14 protein-coding genes are annotated in these 19295 nt (G+C 72.6%); 10 read left to right on the top strand and 4 right to left on the bottom strand.

Going from position 1 to position 19295, the window contains the following annotated elements:
- Positions 1-86 precede the first annotated feature (86 nt).
- Complete coding sequence (locus tag ACTIGN_RS33815) at positions 87-1028, bottom strand: NAD(P)H-binding protein (RefSeq protein ID WP_439632318.1); 942 nt, start codon at positions 1026-1028, stop codon at positions 87-89.
- A gap of 122 nt (positions 1029-1150) precedes the next feature.
- On the opposite strand from ACTIGN_RS33815, the gene ACTIGN_RS33810 reads away from it, so the two are divergent.
- Both ACTIGN_RS33810 and ACTIGN_RS33805 read left to right on the top strand, forming a co-directional pair.
- Entirely contained in the window at positions 1151-1762 is a 612-nt protein-coding gene (locus tag ACTIGN_RS33810) for a DUF1990 family protein (protein WP_439632316.1), read from the top strand.
- Between the two features lie 148 nt (positions 1763-1910).
- A complete protein-coding gene (locus tag ACTIGN_RS33805; RefSeq protein WP_439632315.1) occupies positions 1911-2438 on the top strand; it encodes a CIA30 family protein in 528 nt (175 codons plus the stop codon).
- 153 nt (positions 2439-2591) lie between these two features.
- On the opposite strand, the gene ACTIGN_RS33800 is transcribed toward ACTIGN_RS33805, so the two are convergent.
- On the bottom strand, positions 2592-3308 hold the full coding sequence (locus tag ACTIGN_RS33800; protein ID WP_439632313.1) for a superoxide dismutase: 717 nt from the start codon (positions 3306-3308) through the stop codon (positions 2592-2594).
- A gap of 823 nt (positions 3309-4131) precedes the next feature.
- On the opposite strand from ACTIGN_RS33800, the gene ACTIGN_RS33795 reads away from it, so the two are divergent.
- From ACTIGN_RS33795 to dmeF, 8 genes are all read left to right on the top strand, one after another.
- Complete coding sequence (locus ACTIGN_RS33795) at positions 4132-4611, top strand: hypothetical protein (protein WP_439632311.1); 480 nt, start codon at positions 4132-4134, stop codon at positions 4609-4611.
- Between the two features lie 204 nt (positions 4612-4815).
- Entirely contained in the window at positions 4816-5679 is an 864-nt protein-coding gene (locus ACTIGN_RS33790; RefSeq protein ID WP_439632309.1) for a hypothetical protein, read from the top strand.
- A 31-nt stretch (positions 5680-5710) separates the two neighbouring features.
- The gene (locus ACTIGN_RS33785; protein ID WP_439632307.1) at positions 5711-6130 is read left to right on the top strand and encodes a hypothetical protein; all 420 of its coding nucleotides are present in this window, start codon (positions 5711-5713) and stop codon (positions 6128-6130) included.
- Between the two features lie 63 nt (positions 6131-6193).
- Entirely contained in the window at positions 6194-8434 is a 2241-nt protein-coding gene (locus ACTIGN_RS33780) for an efflux RND transporter periplasmic adaptor subunit (RefSeq protein WP_439632305.1), read from the top strand.
- Between the two features lie 10 nt (positions 8435-8444).
- Positions 8445-11900 (top strand): efflux RND transporter permease subunit, encoded by a 3456-nt coding sequence (locus ACTIGN_RS33775; protein ID WP_439632303.1) that lies wholly within the window; start codon positions 8445-8447, stop codon positions 11898-11900.
- A 161-nt stretch (positions 11901-12061) separates the two neighbouring features.
- A complete protein-coding gene (locus tag ACTIGN_RS33770) occupies positions 12062-12508 on the top strand; it encodes a MerR family transcriptional regulator (protein WP_439632301.1) in 447 nt (148 codons plus the stop codon).
- Positions 12509-12511: 3 nt separating this feature from the next.
- Positions 12512-13300, top strand: coding sequence for a heavy-metal-associated domain-containing protein (locus ACTIGN_RS33765; protein WP_439632299.1), 789 nt, complete (start codon positions 12512-12514; stop codon positions 13298-13300).
- A 226-nt stretch (positions 13301-13526) separates the two neighbouring features.
- Positions 13527-14582 carry a CDF family Co(II)/Ni(II) efflux transporter DmeF gene (dmeF, locus tag ACTIGN_RS33760; protein ID WP_439632297.1) on the top strand — a complete coding sequence of 352 codons (1056 nt, stop codon included), beginning with the start codon at positions 13527-13529 and terminating at the stop codon, positions 14580-14582.
- Here the strand turns inward: dmeF and ACTIGN_RS33755 are convergent.
- Both ACTIGN_RS33755 and chrA read right to left on the bottom strand, forming a co-directional pair.
- Entirely contained in the window at positions 14518-17247 is a 2730-nt protein-coding gene (locus ACTIGN_RS33755; RefSeq protein ID WP_439632295.1) for a hybrid sensor histidine kinase/response regulator, read from the bottom strand. The two genes, dmeF and ACTIGN_RS33755, sit on opposite strands and share 65 nt — an antisense overlap.
- Before the next feature lie 614 nt (positions 17248-17861).
- Complete coding sequence (chrA, locus tag ACTIGN_RS33750; protein WP_439632293.1) at positions 17862-19094, bottom strand: chromate efflux transporter; 1233 nt, start codon at positions 19092-19094, stop codon at positions 17862-17864.
- Positions 19095-19295: the final 201 nt, after the last annotated feature.

The following is a 19295-nucleotide window of genomic DNA, read 5'->3' as shown; positions in this document are numbered from 1 at the left end:
CGGGTCCGGGACCGGGTCCGGAGCGGCGGCCCGCGTCGTGACGGACCCCGTGAGGGCGGGGACCGCGACCGTGCTGCAACTCGCGGTCACGTGGGCGAACCGGTGAGGGCCTTCCGGATCGCCTCCCGAACCCCCATCGGGCGGACCGGGAAGACCCCCAGGGCCGTCGCGTCCCGGACCACGGTGGGGTTCTTCAGCCCCTCAATCAGGTGCCGGCCGACCTCGAAGGCGGCGGGCGTCACCAGGGCCAGCCACAGGCTCGACAGGTACGGCGTGAGCACCGGCACCGAGACCAGCCACCGCCGCAGCCCCCGCTGCCGGGCGTACTCGCGGATCATGCCGCCGTAGGTGGTGACGTCCGGGCTCCCGATCTCGAAGACGCGGCTCGCCCCCGGGGGCAGGTCCCTCGCCGCCAGCAGGTAGGCCAGCACGTCGTCGACGGCGACGGGCTGGGTGGGGGTGGTGAGCCAGCGGGGGCAGAGCATCACCGGGAGCCGGTCGGTCAGCGACTTCACCAGGTCGAACGACAGGCTCCCCGTGCCGATCACCAGCGACGCCCGGAACTCGATCGTCTCGGCGCCGGACCCGTTCAGGATTCGGCCGACCTCGTGCCGGCTCCGCAGGTGGGGCGAGAGGTCCGGGTCGGCGTCGTCGCCCAGGCCGCCGAGGTAGACGATCCGCCGCACCCCGGCCGCCGTCGCGGCCCGGGCGAAGTTGGTCGCCGCCTGCCGGTCCTCCTTCTCGAAGTCCTTCGATCCCGACATCAGGTGGACGAGGTAGTACGCCGTGTGGACGCCCCGGAGCGCCTCGCCCAGCGACGAGGGGTCGAGCACGTCGCCCCGAACGACCTGCGTGGACTCGCTGACGAGGGGGCGCAGTTTGTCCGGGTTCCGGGCCAGACAGCGCAGGACGACCGGCCGCCGTTCGAGCAGCGGGAGCAGCCGCCCGCCGACGTACCCCGACGCGCCCGCCAGCAAGATGATGGGATCTTTCGCGACTTCTGGACCCGTCGGCTCCGGCAGCGGCATCGCCCTCCCCTGACCCCCGGTTGGGAAGCGGGTTGCTTTGCGGTTCAAGTCCCGACGAGGCTGTCTTACCGGTTCTCGAACCGCGGCACAGGCCCGACTCCGGGGCGAGGTCGAAGGTGGGGATGTTGTCGCTGCGAAAACCGCCCCCCGACTCCGTCCGCCGGTTCCTGGCGGGACAGGCGGAACGGGACTTCACCTACGCGGCGGTGGGGGCGACCGCCGCGGCGCCGCCCGCCGGGTTCGTGGCGGACCGCACCCGCGTGAGGCTGGGCGAGGGCGATGCGGTGTTCCGTGCGGCGTGTGACGCCCTGCGGCGGTGGGAGCAGTTCCGCCTGGGGTGGGTCGAGGCGTGGCCCCCGGACGCGCCGGTCCGGCCCGGCGGGGTCGTGGCCGTGATGGGGCGGGCCGTCGGGCTGTGGTGGCTCAACGCGTGCCGGATCGTGTACGCCGTGGACGAGGCGGGGCCGGTCCGCCGGTTCGGGTTCGCGTACGGCACCCTGCCCGGCCACGTCGAGAGCGGCGAGGAACGGTTCCTGATCGAGTGGGACCGGGGCGGGAACGGCGTGTGGTACGACGTCCTGGCCTTTTCCCGCCCGAACCACGTCCTGACCCGGCTCGGCTACCCGCTGGTCCGCCGCACCCAGAAGCGGTTCGGGCGGGACTCGGCGGCGGCCGTGTTCCGGTCCGTGAACGCGACGGCACCGATCCCCGAAGTCTTCCAGACCACCGGCTGAGGTCGGCTGAAAGTGTTCGGGCCGGAGCGAGGAGCGCCACCCCCGGCCTGTGACGATGAGGCATTGCGCGAGCAACTGAGCGAGGCGCTGCCGCATGAAATCGACACGCGGAGCTGTCCGGATAGGCCGACTTATGGTGACAACGGCGATGGCCAACGACGAACCGCACGTCCTGTTCGACTTCACCGGGGCCGGTGCCGCCGGGGAGTGGAGGACGGTCAACGACGGTGTGATGGGCGGCGACTCCGAGGGCACGTTCCAGGTCACCGACAAGAGGACACTGGAGTTCTTCGGCGCGTTGTCGCTGGAGAACAACGGCGGCTTCGCCTCGGTGCGGTCCGAGGCCGAGAAGCTCGGTCTGGAGAGGGGCGACACCCTCGTCGCCCGAATCCGGGGCGACGGCCGGGAGTACACGCTCAACCTCTACGTCAACACGCCGCGGACGGCCTTCTCGTACCGGGCCGCCGTTCCGACCCGGAAGGACGAGTGGATCGAGGTGGAGGTGCCGCTGGAGTCGTTCAAGGCGACTTCGTTCGGCCGGGTCGTCGAGGACGCCGGTGCGGTGAACCCGGAAGAAGTCAACGCCCTGGGCTTCATGCTGAGCGACAAGAGGGCCGGGCCGTTCAAGCTGGAGGTCGAGTGGATCAAGTTGGCGCGGGCGGGGGCGGCGAAGTGAACGGTTGGCTCCCGTGCCGCACGAGCGGCCACACGCCCCGGGCCCGCGGGCCGCGTGGGTAGCGAGGTCCCGACCGGCACGGCACCGCCGCTCCCGCGGGATGCCGGCCGGAGTTGCCCGGCCGCAGCGCCCGGCGGGGAGGTGCGAACGCGGTCAGCCCTTGACCACCGCCCGGTACCGCTTCTCGGCCTCGGCCCAGTCGGCGAACGTGAGGAACTTCTCGACGTACTCGGCCTTGTTGTTCCGGTAGTCGACGTAGAACGCGTGCTCGTACACGTCGATCACCACGAGCGGGGCGGCCAGCCACAGCGGCCCCTGCGCGTGCTCGTCGCTGACCACGTTGTACAGCCGCCCGTTGACCGGGTGGGCCACCAGCATCGCCCACCCCTCCGCCGCCTTCGCACTCGCGACGAAGTCCGCGGCCCACTTGTCGAGCGACCCGAACCGCTTCTCGACCGCCCTCCGGATCCCCTCCGGCGGGGCGGCCGCCTTCAGGGCCAGCCCGTCGAAGTACAGCTCGTGCAGGATCACGCTGTTGCCGCGGCTCGACTGGATCTGCTTGAGCCGCTCGAACGCCGCGGGGTCGATGGCGGTGCCCTTCGTGAAGCCCTCCTCGAACCTCGCGTCGGCCGCGGCGAACGCCTTCAACGCCCCGCCGTAGTGGGCCGTGTGGTGCGGGCTGATCTGGGCGGCACTCAGGAAGCCGGGCACCTCCTTGTGCTTCAGGGGCTTCGGGGTGCCGGTGATCAGGCCGCTCCCGGCGTGCGGCGACTCGCCGGCCTCGTCGGCCTCGGCCAGTCCGGGCACCAGCAGCGACCCGGCGGCCCCGGACGAGGTGAACAGGAAGTTGCGGCGGTTCAAGGGGTTCAACGTCGTACTCCGTGTGGATGGTTGTGCTTCGGGGGCTCGTGGGCGGACCGACGGTGGTCGGATTCGTGAGGGGGCGCCGGCCGAACCGCGTCCCGACCCGCCACCCGTAGACTATACCCGGCTCCTCGTACCCGCACCGGGGGCCCCACGACCGCCCGCCCCGCGCTCGTCCTCTTCGCCACCATTACGCTCGCAACGGCGGCCACGGCCGCGGAGCCGAAGCCGTTCCCCGGCACGCCGACTACGTGGCAGGGGTTCGCCCGGCACGACTTCAGGGTCGGTGACCTCGACGCCACGGTGGTCGTGCCGGACGAGCCGCTGCCGCCCCGCCCGAGGGCCTCCGGTGGAGTGGCGCCGCCGGCCCGAAAGGCCCGAACCCGAGCACTACCCCCAGCCAGCCGCCGACGCACCGCGGGCCCATCCGCCGTGACCGGCCCTGGGTACTTGCCGGCCAGGACGCCGGTCGTGGTGAAGTGGAAAGTCGGGCAGTAAGAAGGTTATTCGTTCGCCGGTATCAACTGGTTGGAGTGTCCCGGCGAGGGTGCGGCACGGGAGTCTGGTGTGGTGCAGACTCCGGGGGAACACTCCAACGTAGTTTCTTCCGGATGAATGGAATGGTTCCGGACGTGGGGTGGGGGAGTCGCCCGGAACCATTCTCGCACCGCACCACAACGACGCGCCACGGCTCACCCGCTTCGGCCCGGATTCTGGTGACGCGCCCTCCCGCGACGGACCCACCGTTGCGGTTGACCGGCCCCGGGTCGTTGGATACCGTATCAGATGGTGGGTGAAGGTTCGTTCGCACTTAGCCTTGGGCGAAATGATGATCCGGCGACTCGTGGCGATCTACATGACATTCGTGCTGGTGGCGGGGCCGAGCCTCTGCTGCTGCACGACCGGGTACGCCGCTACCGCCACGCAGTCCGCCCCCGGCCCCGCGGCCCCCTCGCCCGACCGCACACCGCCGTGCTGCTGCGAGCACGCCCCCGCTGAACAGGCCGCAACCGTCTCGTGTCACTTGGCGAGCGACCGCGACGAGTCGCAGCCCGCACCGAAACCGGGCAAACACCATTGTCCGTGCAAGGACAAGGACGGTAAGCGGACGCCCGACGCGACCTCGCCCGCGGCGTCCGCGGCCCAGGACGCCGCCCGCCTCCTGACCGCCGACCTCCTGTACACCGTGGCGTCCGCTGCCGAGCCGTTGGTTGGCTTCGACCCCGACTCCGAGGGCGGGCCTTCGCCCCCCGGTCAACGCCTCACGTCCTGGCGACTGCTCAACGCCCCGCACATGCTCCGCTGCTAACACACCTTCCACGCAGGCCCGCGAGGACGCCCGCATGGCGTCTCGCCGTTGGCCGTTCCGCGTTCCGCCCACTGTCGTAAGCATCCGCCCTTGACCCGGACGACGCCGCCCGCGAACCGGTCGTGGTGCCGCGGTCCGTCTCGACTCTACCACGAGTGGCCGGCCCCAAGCCGTCCACGGTTCCTCCTACCCGGGAGCAGGATCATGCTGCGTACCTTGCGTTTGCTCGCCGCCCCGTTCGCCATCGGGGCCGTCGTCGCCCTGGCCGGGTGCAACGGCTCGCCCGACACCCCGGCGCCGCCCCCCGCCGCGGCCCCTGGGCCGACGCCCGCCAAGCCCGGCCCCGACGCCAAAGCCGGCGACCACGGACACAAGCCGACCGCCCACGGCGGCACCATCGTCCCCATCGGGCGGGACAACTACCACGGCGAGGCCGTGTTCGAGAAGGACGGGGTGATCCGCTTCTACACGCTCGGCCCGGACGAGGCCAAGGTGGTCGAGGTCGAGGCCGAGCCGCTGAACGCCTACGCCAAGCCGGAGGGCGGGGCCGGGGCCACGGCGTTCCTCTTCAGGGCCGAACCCCAGCCGGGGGACTCACCCGGCAAGACCTCGCAGTTCGTGGGCAAACTCCCCCGCGACCTGTGGGGCAAGCAGGTCGAGGTCACGATCCCGTCCGTCCGCATCGGGGGCGAGCGGTTCCGGGTCGGGTTCACGTCGGCACCGGTCGCCCACCCCGAAGCCGGACCGGCCGCCAAGGTTCTCGACGCCGACGAGAAGGCGCTCTACCTGACGCCGGGCGGGAAGTACACCGCGGCCGACATCGCGGCCAACGGCGGGGTCGTCGCGTCCGTGAAGTTCAAGGGGCTGAAGGCCCAGCACGACGCGAAGCCGCGGGCCGGGGACCGGGTGTGCCCGATCTCGATGACCAAGGCCAGCCCGGCGTTCACCTGGGTGGTCGGCGGGCAGGCGTACCAGTTCTGCTGCCCGCCGTGCGTGGACGAGTTCGTGCAACTCGCCAAGGACGAGCCGGACGGGGTCAGGCCCGCGGGCGACTACACGAAGAAGTAACCACCCACCCGGACACGAAGGAGACGACGCCATGCACTCTCGAACACGGACGCGGCGGGCGGGCGGCGGGCTCGCAGCCCTGGTGCTGCTGGTGCCCCTCGGGCTCGCCGGCTGCTCGGGCGGCGACAAGGGGCCCGGCCCTGACCCGGCGGGCGAGGGCAAGGGGGCGGCCAAGGCCCCGCCCGCCGCCCACGCCGCCGAGGTCAGGGCCGAGCGGGAGAAGTTGTCGCCCGAGGACCGTGCCCTGGTGGACGCACAGGAGTGGTGTGCGATCAACACGACCGAGCGGCTCGGGTCGATGGGTCCGCCGCTCAAAGTCGTGGTCAACGACCAGCCGGTGTTCATCTGCTGCAAGGGCTGCCGGAAGAAGGCCCTGGCCGACCCGGACAAGACGCTGGCGACGGCCGCGGACCTCAAGGCCGAGGCGAAGGCCGAGAAGGACAAGAAGTGACCCGGTTCGTTCGCCGGGCCGACGCGGGGTCGGCCCGTCCGTGACACCCCAGCCGGTGATGCCATGCGTCCGACCCGCTCCCGCCGGCTCGCCCGGCCCGCCGCTCTGGCCGCCGCCGTACTGCTGACGGCCGCCGCGACGTGGGTGCTGGCCCACGAGGGGCACGCCCCGCTGCCCACCCGCGGTGCCCAGGTGGACGCCGCGACGGGCCAGATCGTCCTCAGCCGGGACGCCCGCGAGGCCCTGGACGTGCAGACCGCCGAGGTCGAGTCCCGGCCCGTCACCGAGAGCGTGCTGGCCTACGCGGCACTGACCGCCCCGTGGCAGAACCACGCCTTCGCGTCCTCGCGGGTGGCGGGCCGCGTGGCCAAGCTGCACGCCCGGCCCGGCCAGACCGTCGCCGCCGGCCAGGTGCTCGCGGAGGTCGAGTCGGTCGAGTTGGAGTCCCTGCAACTCGAACTGCTGAACGCCCGGAACGACGCCCGGCTGTCCGAGAAGATCGTCACCGACCTCGAACCGTCCGTCAAGGCGGGGGCGGTGGCGGGCCAGGGCTTGCTCGACGCCCGGACGAAGCACCGACAGGACCAGAACGCCCTGGCGGTGGCGAGGGCCAAGTGGGCGGGCCTCGGGCTGCCCGGTCCCGACCTCGATACCCTCCTCCGGGCCGGCAAGCCGCAGCCCCGGACGTTTCCCGTCCGCACGCCGGTCCGGGGGACGGTCGTCCACGCCGACCTGGCTGTGGGCAAGGTGGTCGAGCCGCTGGAGCACCTGTTCGAGGTCGTGGACCTGTCGTCCGTCTGGGTCAGGATCGACGTGCTGGAGCAAGACCTGCACCGAGTTGAGGTCGGCCAGCAGGTCGAGGTCCGGCTGACCGCCTACCCCGGCGACGTGTTCCGGGCGGCGGTCAAGGTGAAGGGGGTGTTCCTCGACCCGCGGACCCACCTGAACGCCGTCTGGGCCGAACTCCCGAACCCGCCCGGCGGCGACCCCCGCCTCCTCCCGGGCATGTCCGGGGAGGCCCGGCTGCTCCTGCCCGGCCCGGCGGCGGCGACGGCGGTCCCCGCCGGGGCGGTCGCCCGCGAGGGGGCCGAGCACCACGTCCTGGTCGAAGAGGCCGGGGCGACCGGCGGGTCCGAGTACCGGCGGCGGGCCGTGGCGGTCGGGCGGCAGGCCGGCGGGTGGGTCGAGGTCGGGTCCGGCGGGCTGTTCCCCGGCGACCGGGTGGTGGTCCGCGGGGGCCACGAACTGGCCGGGCTGTTCGCCCAGGGCGTCCTCCGTCCGAGTCCCGAGGCGGCCCGCGGCATCGGCCTGGAGGTCGAACCGGCGGGTCTGCGGGCGGTCGAGGACGTGGCCGAGATCGACGGGGCCGTGGACCTGCCGCCGGCCCGCCGGGCGTCCGCCTCGTCCCCGCTGGCCGGCACCGTGAGCCGAGTCCTGGTGGACCGGGGCCAGCCGGTCAAGGCCGGGGACGTACTCGCGGAGGTCGTCAGCCTCGACCTGCACGCCCTCCAGTTGGACTACCTCCGGGCACACCTGGAAGGCGAGTTGCAGGAGGACACTTACGGGCGGCTCAAGGCCAGCGGGGACGCCACCCCCCGCCGAAAGGTGCTGGAGCAAGAGGCCCTGGTGAACGCCGGCCGGCAGCAGCAGGACACCCTCCGACGCAAGCTCCGGGTCGCCGGCTTGGCCGACGACCGGATCGCCGCCGTGCTGAAGACCGGGGCGGTGGCCGAGACCGTGCCGGTGCGGTCGCCAATCGACGGGGTGGTCGTCGGGTTCGACCGCACCCTGGGCCAAGCCGTCAGGGCCGAGGAGCCGCTGTTCGCCGTCCACGACCTCACCCGGCCCGTGATCCAGGGGTACGTCTCCGAGCGCGACCTGGGCCGCGTCCGGGTCGGCCAGCGGGTGCGGGTGCGGGTGTCAGGCGACCCGGCGTTCCTGGCCGAAGGCACGGTGGCCCGGAGCGGGCGGGTGTTCGGCCCCGACTCCCGCACCCTGTCCGTTTGGGCCGAACTCGACCGCCCGCCGGCCCAGCCGCTCCGGCACAACCAACTCGCCCGCCTCACGCTCGTCCTCGGTCGGCCCCGGCCCGCCCTGGCCGTCCCGCGGTCCGCCCTGGTGTACGAGGGGACGCGGCCCTACGCCTTCGTCCGCCGGCCGGACGGGGCGTTCGAGCGGTTGGAGGTCGAACTCGGCCGGGCCGACGACCGGTTCGTGGAGATCACCCGCGGGCTGAACCCCGGCGACCCGGTGGCCGTCCGGGGGACCGCCGAGTTGCAGACCGCCTACGCCGGCATCAAGTAGCGGAACCACCATGCTCACGCGGGTCATCGCATTCTCCCTGAAGAACCGGGTGCTCGTCCTCCTGGCCGCACTCGCGGTCAGCGTGTACGGGGTGTACGAACTCGCCCGCACCCCGGTGGACGTGTTCCCGGACCTGAACCGGCCCACCGTCACCGTGCTCACCGAGGCCCCCGGCCTCGCCCCCGAGGAGGTCGAGGCCCTCGTCACCCGGCCCCTGGAGTACCAACTGAACGGGGCCACCGGGGTGCGGCGGGTGCGGTCGGCGTCGGGCATCGGGCTGTCGGTCGTGTGGGTCGAGTTCGAGTGGGGCACCGACATCTACCAGGACCGCCAGGTGGTGGCCGAGAAGCTGCAACTGGCCCGCGACCGGATGCCCCAGGGGGCCGACCCGGTGATGGCCCCGATCTCGTCCATCATGGGCGAGGTCATGATCCTCGGCGTCCGGTCCGACGCCGACCCGAAGACCCCGGAGGAGCGGCGGGCGAAGGCGATGGAGGTGCGCACGGTCGCGGAGTTCACCCTGCGGAACCGGCTGATGGCCGTCGAGGGGGTGTCCCAGGTGACGGTCATGGGCGGGACGCTCAAGCAGTACCAGGTCGTCACGTCCCCGGCCCGGCTCGCGGCCGAGAACGTCACCCTGCAACAGTTGACCGACGCCGCCGAGAGGGCGAACGTGCTGGCGGGCGGCGGGGTCATGGTCCGGTCCCCGAAGGAGTCGCTCATCCGCATCAGCGGCCAGAGCCTCACCCTGGAGGAGATTGCGGAGACGCCGGTGCTGTGGCGTGACCCCCGCCCGGTGCGGATCAGGGACGTGGCCGACGTGCGGTTCGGCGGACCCGTGCAGCGGGGCGACGGGAGCGTGCGGGTCCGGGAGGGCGGGGCGACGGTGGGCGGGCCGGCGGTCATCCTGACGGTGCAGAAGCAGCCGAACGCCAACACGCTGGAGTTGACCCCGCGGATCGACCGGGTGCTGGACGACCTGCAACGCGACCTGCCGCCGGACGTGAAGGTCGAACGCCGGGTGTTCCGCCAGTCGGACTTCATCCAGGCGGCGGTGGACAACGTGGTGGAGGCGATCCGGGACGGCACCGTCTGGGTGTTCGTCGTGCTGTTTCTGTTCCTCTGGAACGTCCGCACCAGCGTCATCACCCTGACCGCCATCCCGATCTCGATCCTCGTCACCGCACTGGTCTTCCACTGGCTCGGGGTGACGATCAACACCATGACCCTCGGCGGGATCGCGGTGGCCGTCGGGGAACTCGTGGACGACGCCATCGTGGACGTGGAGAACATCTACCGCCGGCTGAAGGAGAACCGCGGGAGGGCCGCCCCCGACCCGTCGCTGCTGGTCGTGTTCCGGGCCTCCCAGGAGGTCCGCGGCTCCGTCGTCTACGCCACGATGATCGTCTGCCTGGTGGTGCTGCCGCTGTTCGCCCTCTCCGGGCTGGAGGGGCGGATGTTCGCCCCGCTCGGGCTGGCGTACATGGTGTCGTTGCTGGCTTCTCTGCTCGTGTCCCTGACGGTCACGCCGGCCCTCGCCTCGGTGCTGCTGCCGGACGCCCGGTTCATGGAGAGGAGGCGTGACCCGTTCCTGCTACGGGGGCTGAAGTGGCTAGACACCCGGCTGGTACGGCGGTCGCTGCGGCACCCGCGGAAGATCGTCGCCGCCGTGGCCGTGCTCGCCGGGCTGTCGGTGCTCGCCCTGTCGCGGATGGGGTCGGAGTTCCTGCCGCCGTTCAACGAGGGGACGCTGACCGTCAACGTCCAGACCGAGCCGGGGACGAGCCTGGACGAGAGCAACCGGGTCGCCGGGCGGGCCGAGGCGTTGATCCTCCGGGTGCCGGAAGTGGCGTCGGTGTCCCGGCGGACGGGCCGGGCCGAGATGGACGAGCACGCCGAGGGGGTGAACTCGTCCGAACTGGACGTGCGGCTGACCCCGCACGAGCGGCCCAAGCCCGGCTTGGGGTACGCCGTCCTGCGGGCGATCCCCGGCCTCCACGGGCGGGGCGTCGAGAAGTCCGGTCGGCCCCCCGACCAAGTAGTGGCCGACGTGCGGGAGCGGGTGAGCGGCATCCCCGGCGTGAAGGTGAATGTCGGCCAGCCGATCTCGCACCGGATGGACCACATCATGTCCGGGGTGCGTGCCCAGGTGGCGGTCAAGGTGGTCGGCCCGGACCTGCGGGACCTCCGCACCGCCGCCTACGACATCCAGGAGCGGATGAGCACGGTGCCGGGGGTTGTGGACCTCCAGGTCGAGCCGCAGACGGAAATCTCCCAGGTCCGGCTGAAGGTCAAGCGGGAGGAAGCGTCCCGCCACGGCCTCGCTCCCGGCGACGTGGCGAAGCTACTGGAGACGGCGTACAAGGGGCGGCGGGTGTCGGTCGTTCTGGACGAGGACCGGTACTTCGACCTCGTGGTGTGGTACGAGGAGTCGGCCCGGTCCAGCCCGGTCGAGATCGGCAAGACGATCCTGGACACCCCCTCGGGCCGGAAGGTGTCGCTGAGCCAGGTTGCCGACGTGCAGGACACGACCGGCCCGAACACGATCAACCGGGAGCACGTCGAGCGGCGGATCGTGGTGGCGTGCAACGTCCAGGGCCGCGACCTCGGGTCGGTGGTGGCCGACATCCGGGCCGCGGTGGGGCCGGTGGAGGAGAAGCTGCGGGGCCGTCCGGGCGGCTACCGGGTCGAGTACGGCGGGCAGTTCGAGGCCCAGAGGGAGGCGAACCTGCGGCTCGGCGTGTTCGGCGCGCTGGCCGTCGCCGGGGTGTTCCTGCTGCTGTGGAAGTGCCTGGGGTCGGTGCGGGCGGCGGCACAGGTGCTCCTCGTCAACATCCCGCTCGCCGCCCTCGGGGCGGTGATCGCCCTGATGATCGCCAACCACCCGACCGACGCGGCCCTGCACGCGGCCCCGTGGTGGCGGTGGCCGCTGGTGTGGGTGGAGGCCACCACCCTGTCGGTGGCCCACTGGGTCGGGTTCATCACGCTCATCGGGATCGTCAGTCGGAACGGTATCCTGATGATCTCCCACTACGTCCACCTGATGGAACACGAGGGGGAGGCGTTCAGCGAGGAGATGATCGTCCGGGGCAGCCTGGAGCGGCTGGCCCCGGTGCTGATGACCGCGTGCGTGGCGGTGATCGGGCTGGTCCCGCTGGCCCTCGGCGGCGGGCAGCCGGGGCGGGAAATCCTGCACCCGCTGGCGGTCGTGGTGATCGGCGGGCTGGTCGCGTCCACTCTCCTGGACCAGATCGTGACCCCGGCGGTGTTCTGGAAGTTCGGGCGGACGGTGTACCAGCCGCCCCCGCCCGGCCAACACGCCAGGCCGAGCGGCTGGGACGACGCCTGGCTGCACGAACCGGCGGCGCCCGCGAACCGACTGGAGGTCGTGCCGCCCCCGCCCGCCCCGGACACCGGGGCGAACGGCACTCATGAGAAGTCACCGGCCCCGCTGGTCGGGAAGTAGGCCGAGTCCATCCGTGCCGCCCCGGGCGGCGAGAGGAGCCGAGATGGCGACCGATCCGATCTGTCGGATGGCGTCGGACGCCGGCGCCGACCCCGGATCGTCACTTTCTCCTTGACCCCGTACCACGGTACGGGGTGTAGGATTCCCCCGGAGGTTGCGCGATGAAGACGTTCACCGTGGGTCAGGTCGCCAGGCGGTCCGGGGTCGGGATCGAAACCGTCCGGTTCTACGAGCGGCACGGGCTGCTGGACGAACCGGAGCGGCGGGCGTCCGGCTACCGCCAGTACGGCGACGACGACGTGGCCGTCCTCCGGTTCATCCGGCGGGCCAAGCGACTCGGGTTCACGCTGAAGGAGATCAAGGCCCTGCTCGCCCTGCGGCTCGACGGCTCGGCCACCCGGTCGGACGTGCGTGCCCAGGCGACGGCCAAGATCGCGGACATCGGGGCCAAGATCCGCGACCTCCACCGGATGCGGGAGGCCCTGTCGGTGCTGACCGCCGCCTGTCACGGCGACGGACCGGCCACGGGCTGCCCGATCCTGGAGTCGCTAAACAACCCAGACGGTGACGGTGCGGGCGACGACATCACCCCGCCCGCGGAGGAGTGAGCCATGACCGAGCAGAAGTACAAGACGAACCTGAACTGCGGGCGCTGCGTGGCGGCGGTGACGCCGCACCTGAACGGCGAGGGCCGGATCACGCGGTGGTCCGTGGACACCAAGAGCCCGGACAAGGTGCTGACCGTCGAGGGCGAGGGCGTCGGACGCGAGGCCGTCGAGCGGCTGGTCGCGGCGGCGGGGTTCCGGGTGCTCGGGGAGATCGACCCGGCCCGCGGTCCCGGCGGCAACGGGACCGCCCATGCCGACGCACGCCCCGCCGAGAAACCCGCCGCGCCGCCCGCGGCGGGCGCCGAGCCGCGGGCCAGCTACTACCCGATCATCCTGCTGTTCGGGTTCCTGGTGCTCGGGACCGGGCTGCTGGAGGCCCAGGCCGGGGCGTTCGAGTGGCCGCGGGCGATGGCCCGGTTCATGGGCGGGTTCTTCCTGACCTTCGCGTTCTTCAAGCTGCTCGACGTGCGGGGGTTCGCGGACGCCTACGCCGGGTACGACGTGATCGCGGCACGGTGGCGGGCCTACGGGTACGCCTACCCGTTCATCGAACTGCTGCTCGGGGCGGCGTACCTGTCGGGGTTCCGGCCGACGATCACGAACGCGGTCACGCTGGTCGTGATGTCGGTCGGCACGGTCGGGGTGGTGCGGACGCTGCTCGCCCGGCGGAAAATCCGGTGCGCCTGCCTGGGTGCGGTGTTCAACCTGCCCATGTCCTACGTCACGCTGGCCGAGGACGGCCTGATGGCCGCGATGGCGGCGGTCATGCTCGTCGGCGCCGGGCACGGGTAAGCGTTGATCCGCAAGGGGCGGGCCCCGAGAGCCGAGGCCCGCCCCTTGCTCGACCGCCCGCCGCCGAACCCACCCTGCTCCCGCTGCCCTCTGTACCCGCGGACGCTCGCCCTCCTCAGTTAGCCGCCCGCCGATTGGCTCACGTCCCGACCGGCCTCGCACCACGCCCACATAAAAACGAAAACGCGCCGGGGCCGATTACGACCCTCCCCGCCGGGAGTTCGACGTGCACCACACGGACGCAGACCGCTGGTGTGACAGCCACGCCTTCCACTCCGAGAACGCCCGCGGGGAGCGCGGCACCCGGCTCGTCGTCCTGCTCACCGCCGTCACGATGGTGGGCGAGGTCGCCGCGGGCTGGCTCACGAACTCGATGGCCCTGCTGGCGGACGGGTGGCACATGGGCACGCACGTCGCGGCCCTCGGGGTCGCCGCGTTCGCGTACTGGTACGCCCGCCGCCACGCGGCCGCCCCGCGGTTCGCGTTCGGGACCGGGAAGGTCGGGGTGCTGGCCGGGTTCGCCAGTGCCATCGTCCTCGGGCTGGTCGCCCTGTACATGGCCTACGAGTCGCTCCTCCGGGTGATCCGCCCGCTGGACATCCGGTACGACGAGGCCGTCGTGGTCGCGGTCATCGGCCTGCTCGTCAACCTCCTGAGTGCGAGGCTACTCCACGGGGGCGGCTCCCACGATCACGGCCACGGCCACGACGAGGGAGGCCCGCACGGGCACCACGACCTCAACCTGCGGGCCGCGTACCTGCACGTCCTGGCCGACGCCCTGACCTCGGTCCTCGCCATCGCCGCGTTGCTGGGCGGGTGGGCGTTCGGGTGGGGGTGGCTGGACCCGGTGATGGGGGTCGCCGGGGCGGTCGTCATCAGCGTCTGGGCGTGGGGGCTGGTGCGGCAGACCAGCCGGGTGCTGCTCGACCGCGAGATGGACGCCCCCGTCGTCCAAGACATCCGCGACGTGATCGAGGGCGGCGGGGCCGTGATCGTTGACCTGCACGTCTGGCGGGTCGGCCCCGGCAAGTTCGCCTGTATCGTCGGGCTGGTGACGGCCCGCCCGGAACCGCCGGACCACTACAAGGACCGGCTGCGGGTCCACGAGGACCTCGTCCACGTCACGGTCGAGGTCCGCCACTGCCCGGGGGAGCACCCGCCCGCCGACGTGCCGGCCCCGCCCGCACCCGCCGGGGCCGTCCCCGGCCCCCGGCCCGTCACGCCGTCGCCGGCGGCAGCCCGGCCAACAACTGCATCAGGGCGGCGGGATCGACCGGCTTGACCATGTGGAAGTCGAACCCGGCGTCGAGCGACTTCCGCTTGTCGTCGTCCTGGCCCCAGCCGGTTTGGGCCACGACGATGACGGTCTTGCCCCGCGGTTGCTGCCGGATGCGGCGGCAGGCGTCGTACCCGTTCAGCTTGGGCATCCCGATGTCCATGAGGATCACGTCGGGCCGGAACGCCTCGGCTGCGGCCACCCCGGCCTCGCCGTCATGAGCGGTGCGGGCCTCGTGCCCGAGCAGTTCGATGAGCTGGCCGAGCGAGTCCGCCGCGTCCACGTTGTCGTCCACCACGAGGACGCGGCGACCGGCCGGCGCGGCCCCGGTGTCGCCGGTGCCCGCCGGCGGCCGGCCCGGGTGGCCCGCCGCCGGCCCGGCGGCCGGCAGGGTGACGACGAACTCGCTCCCCCGGCCCTCGCCCCCGCTCCGGGCCTCGACGGTCCCGCCGTGCATCTCCACCAGCCCCTTCACCAGCGACAGCCCGATGCCCAGCCCGCCGGTCGTCTTCTCCAGCGTCCGGTCCACCTGGGTGAACATCTCGAACACGCGGCCCAGCATCCCCGCCGGGATGCCGACCCCGTCGTCCCGGACCGACACGGACACCGCCCCGTTGCCCCGCTCGACCGCCAGCCGGATGTGCCCGCCCGGGGGCGTGTACTTGGCGCTGTTGCTCAGCAGGTTGGACACCACCTGGGCGAGCCGGGCCGCGTCCCCGTCCACGACCACCGGACCGTCCGGGAGCGCGACCGTCAGCTCGTGGCCCGCCTGCTCGACGGCCGGGCGGCTGGTCTCCACCGCGGCCCCGACCACCGCCCGCACGTCCACCCGCCCCCGCCGCAGGTCCAACTTCCCCCGGGTGATGCGGGACACGTCGAGCAGGTCGTCCACCAGTCGGACCAGCTGCGTCAGTTGCCGCTCCATGACGCCGCGGGACCGCTCGACCGCCGCCGGGTCGGAGGGGGACAGCCGCATGACGTGGAGGCCGTTGCTGATCGGGGCCAGCGGGTTCCGCAGCTCGTGGGCCAGGGTCGCCAGGAACTCGTCCTTCTTCCGGTCCGCGTCCCGCAGCCGCTCGGCCTGGTCCCGGAGCGTGTCCTCCATCACCTTGCGGGGCGTGATGTCCCGGCTCGACCCGGCCACCTGGACGACCCGGCCCGCCTCCAGCACCGGGGTGAGGATGTACTCGTAGCACCCGGTCGGGGCCGGGCCGCTGTACGGCGTCTCGTCCCGCACCGACCTGCCCGTCTCGACCACCCGCCGGATGTTGCCGGCCACCTGGGCCTCCACGTCCGGCGGGTAGTCGAGCTCGGCCAGCGTCTTGCCGAGGGCCTGGTCGGCGGTCCGCCCCCACAGGGCGAGCAACGCCCGGTTGGCGTACACGACCCGCATGTCGAGGTCGAACAAGAAGTTGAAGTCGGTGGTGTTCGACAGGGCGGTGTCGAACAGCCGCCGCTGCCGCTCGGACTCGGCGTGGAGGCGGGTGAGTTCGGCGTCCGCCTGCTTCCGGGCGGTCACGTCCACCAGGACGCCCTCCCACACCGTCTGCCCGGCCGGCAGGCGGCGGGGGGCCGACCGGGCGTGGACCCAGACGACCCCGCCGGTACGGGTCCACGACCGGAACTCGCAGTCGAACGGGGCCGAGGAGCGGAGGGCGGCGTCTTCCGCCGAGGCCACGCGCTGGCGGTCCCCCTCGTGGACCAGGCCGTAGAGGGCGTTTGCGTCCGCCAGGGCCTCGGCGGGCGTGACCCCGAACAGCTTCTCGACCCCGGCACTGATGAACGTGAACTGCCGCCCGCCGTCCGGGTCGCACTCGACCTGGTAGACGGCCCCGTCGGGCAGGTTGTCGCTCAGGGTCCGCAGCCGCTCCTCGCTCTCCCGCAGGGCGTCCCCGGCCCGCCGCCCCTCGGTGACGTTGACGATGGCGGCGACGAACCCGACGACCCGGCCCGCGTCATCGAACTCCGGGTCGTAGGCGCACCGCATGGTTTGGGTGCCGGACCCGGCGTGGGGGACTTCGCTCTCGAACTCGACCCGCCCCCCGGCCAGGACGGCACCGACGTGCCGCTCGACGGCGGCGTACCCCGGCCCGCCGAGCACGTCGCGGACGTGCCGGCCGACGACCTGTTCCGGGAGCAGGCCGAACCGGGCCGCGTACGGCCTGTTGACGAACTTGTACCGGCGGGCGGCGTCGCAGTGGGCGATGAGCACCGGGGCGCGGTCGGTCAGCAGCCGGAGCTGCCGCTCCCGCTCGTGGGCCGCGTCCGCCGCCCGCTTCAGGTCGGTCCGGTCCCGCATGATCTTGGCGAACCCGCGGAGGGCGCCGCCCCCGTCCCGGAGCGGGGTGACGACCCCACTGGCCCAGAACCGGGTGCCGTCCTTCCGCACGTGCCACCGGTCGTCGTCGCCCCGCCCGGTGGCGAGGGCCTCGTCCAGTTCCCTCTGGGGGACGCCGGCCCGGACGTCCTCCGGGGTGAAGAAGCGGTCGCACCGCTGCCCGACGATCTCCCCCTCGGTGAACCCGAGGAGGCGTTCCGCCCCGTGGTTCCAGGACCGGATGTGGCGGTGCGGGTCCACCACGAAGATGGCGTAGTCCGTGACGTTCTCGGCCAGGAGCCGGAACATCTCGGCCTCCCATGCGGCCCGGTCCGTGCTCCCCTGGTCGCCCATGTGCCCACACCCGGAGTCTCGAATGCCGCCCCGGCGGGACGGGCCCCGCCCACGCGACCGGCAAACGCTGTGATGGGGCGATGAAGTCGAAGACGCGAGTGGAGGATAGTTTACCCCATCCGGCCGGCGATGGGTAGGACAGGACGCCCCGGCGGGGAGTGCCTGCCCCCACGGGCCGGCTGCTACCAAGGGCTACCGGACAGAACCCCGGCGACCTCAGGCACTCGGCACACGGCGTGGGCCGTTCCGGGGTTGCGCGACGGCCGGGGGCGCGTGCCGGAGACCCCGGTCCGCGGGTCCCGAGCCGGCGGTTCCGAACGCCGGGCCGTTGAGGTGCGGCGCGGGCCTCTGTGCGGCGGGACGGGGGAGGGGTCTCCGCAACCGACGCCGACTCCTCGCGAACGAGGCCGACTCCTCGCGAACGAGGGGGAGAGCCCCGCACACGACCCCCGACTCCTCGCGAGCGAGGGGGAGGGCCTCGCGAACGCGCCCGACACTCCGCACGAAACGCTCGCGCCGGGCACGAATCCGGGCCTCAACTGCTCCGCAGCGGACCCACCGAAACGCTCGTCTGACACGCCTCGGGGTGCTCCACCGGGATCGGGGTTTGCCCATCAGACTTCACCGCCCACCACGGCCCGCAGCACGCCGACTGCACCGCCCGCGAGCACCAGCCAGGCCGAGTTCACCCGCCCGCTCAACAGCAGCGCCGCCGCGGCGAGGGCCAGAACGACCGTCACCCCGTCCACCAGGGCCGACCGGCCGAGTTGCCCGGCCACGACCGCCATCAGGGCCACCGACGCCACGTTCACCCCGTCCAGGAACGCCCCGGCCACCGCCGACCGCCGCAGCCGCGGGACGAGCGGCCCGCTCGCCGCCACGAACACGAACGCCGGGAGGAAGATGGCGACCGTGGCGACCGCCGCCCCGACCGGCCCGGCCAGCAGGTAGCCGACGAACGTGGCGGTGGTGAACACCGGCCCCGGCGTCACCTGCCCGACCGCCACCGCGTCGAGCAGCTCGCCCTCGGTCAGCCACCCGTGCCGCTCGACCAGATCGGCCCGCAGGTACGCCAGCAGGACGTACCCGCTCCCGAACAGCACCGCCCCGACCTTGAGGAAGATCAGGAACAGCGGGGACAGCCCGAACGCGGTTGCCCCGCCTGCCCCGGACCCCGGCCCGAGCCACGCGACGGCCGCACCGGCGAGGAGGGCGACCAGGGCGATGAGCCCGAGCACGGCGAGCGACTGCCGCCGCCCGTCCCCGTCCCGGCGTGCGGCCCGGACCGTTGCCAGCACCAGCCCGGTGCCGAACAGGACGGCCAGTTCGTGAACCCCGAGTGCGGCCAGCACCACCGCCGCTGCGCCCACCAGGGCCAGGAACCGCGACCGGACGGCGGTCCGCCCGAGCTTCCAGAGGGCCTGGGCGACCACCGCGATCAGCACCGGCTTCACCCCGTACAGCAGGCCGGCGACCGGCGGCAGGGTGCGGAACGCGACGTAGCACCAGGCCAGACTCGCAACGATCAGGGCGGCGGGGAGAATGAAGCACAGGCCGGCGACCGCGAACCCCTTCCACCCGGCCACCCGTTGACCGATGTGGATCGCCATCTCGGTCGAGTTCGGGCCGGGGATCAGGTTGGTCGCCCCGAGCAGGTCGAGGAACTCGGCGTGGGTCAGCCACCCGCGGCGGCGGACGACCTCCTCCTCCATCATGGCGACGTGGGCGGCGGGTCCGCCGAAGGCCGTCAGCCCGAGTCGCAGGAACACGACGGCGACGTGCCGCAGCGACGCCCGTGGTGATTCACCGGGAGCGGGACTGTCGTCTCGGCCGCTCTGATACGCCACCGTGGGGTCCCCGCAGCGGTTTCTCGCTCGTCACGGGGACCGACAAGCCTGCCGGGTGAGCAGGGCGTGTGTCGGGCGAGTACCCGCTACTGAAATGTTACGGAGGCGGGTCAGAGCGGCCGGTTCGCCGCCCAGGCCAGCCGGCGACGAAGACCGATCTGTGGGATGCGGATTGGTCCGAGCCCGAGCGCCGAGCGAGGG

It is taken from the genome of Gemmata sp. (genome assembly GCF_051859125.1).
Taxonomy (GTDB): Bacteria; Planctomycetota; Planctomycetia; order Gemmatales; family Gemmataceae; genus Gemmata.
The sequence above is the reverse complement of the archived record's forward strand: the minus strand, read 5'-3'. Positions and strand labels throughout refer to the sequence as shown.

Coding starts and splice junctions, on each gene's coding strand:
- ACTIGN_RS33775 (WP_439632303.1), top strand. CDS start 8,445: ATGCTCACGCGGGTCATCGCATTCTCCCTGAAGAACCGGGTGCTCGTC.
- ACTIGN_RS33755 (WP_439632295.1), bottom strand. CDS start 17,247: ATGGGCGACCAGGGGAGCACGGACCGGGCCGCATGGGAGGCCGAGATG.
- ACTIGN_RS33810 (WP_439632316.1), top strand. CDS start 1,151: ATGTTGTCGCTGCGAAAACCGCCCCCCGACTCCGTCCGCCGGTTCCTG.
- ACTIGN_RS33770 (WP_439632301.1), top strand. CDS start 12,062: ATGAAGACGTTCACCGTGGGTCAGGTCGCCAGGCGGTCCGGGGTCGGG.
- ACTIGN_RS33795 (WP_439632311.1), top strand. CDS start 4,132: ATGATCCGGCGACTCGTGGCGATCTACATGACATTCGTGCTGGTGGCG.
- ACTIGN_RS33765 (WP_439632299.1), top strand. CDS start 12,512: ATGACCGAGCAGAAGTACAAGACGAACCTGAACTGCGGGCGCTGCGTG.
- ACTIGN_RS33780 (WP_439632305.1), top strand. CDS start 6,194: ATGCGTCCGACCCGCTCCCGCCGGCTCGCCCGGCCCGCCGCTCTGGCC.
- ACTIGN_RS33785 (WP_439632307.1), top strand. CDS start 5,711: ATGCACTCTCGAACACGGACGCGGCGGGCGGGCGGCGGGCTCGCAGCC.
- ACTIGN_RS33815 (WP_439632318.1), bottom strand. CDS start 1,028: ATGCCGCTGCCGGAGCCGACGGGTCCAGAAGTCGCGAAAGATCCCATC.
- ACTIGN_RS33805 (WP_439632315.1), top strand. CDS start 1,911: ATGGCCAACGACGAACCGCACGTCCTGTTCGACTTCACCGGGGCCGGT.
- ACTIGN_RS33790 (WP_439632309.1), top strand. CDS start 4,816: ATGCTGCGTACCTTGCGTTTGCTCGCCGCCCCGTTCGCCATCGGGGCC.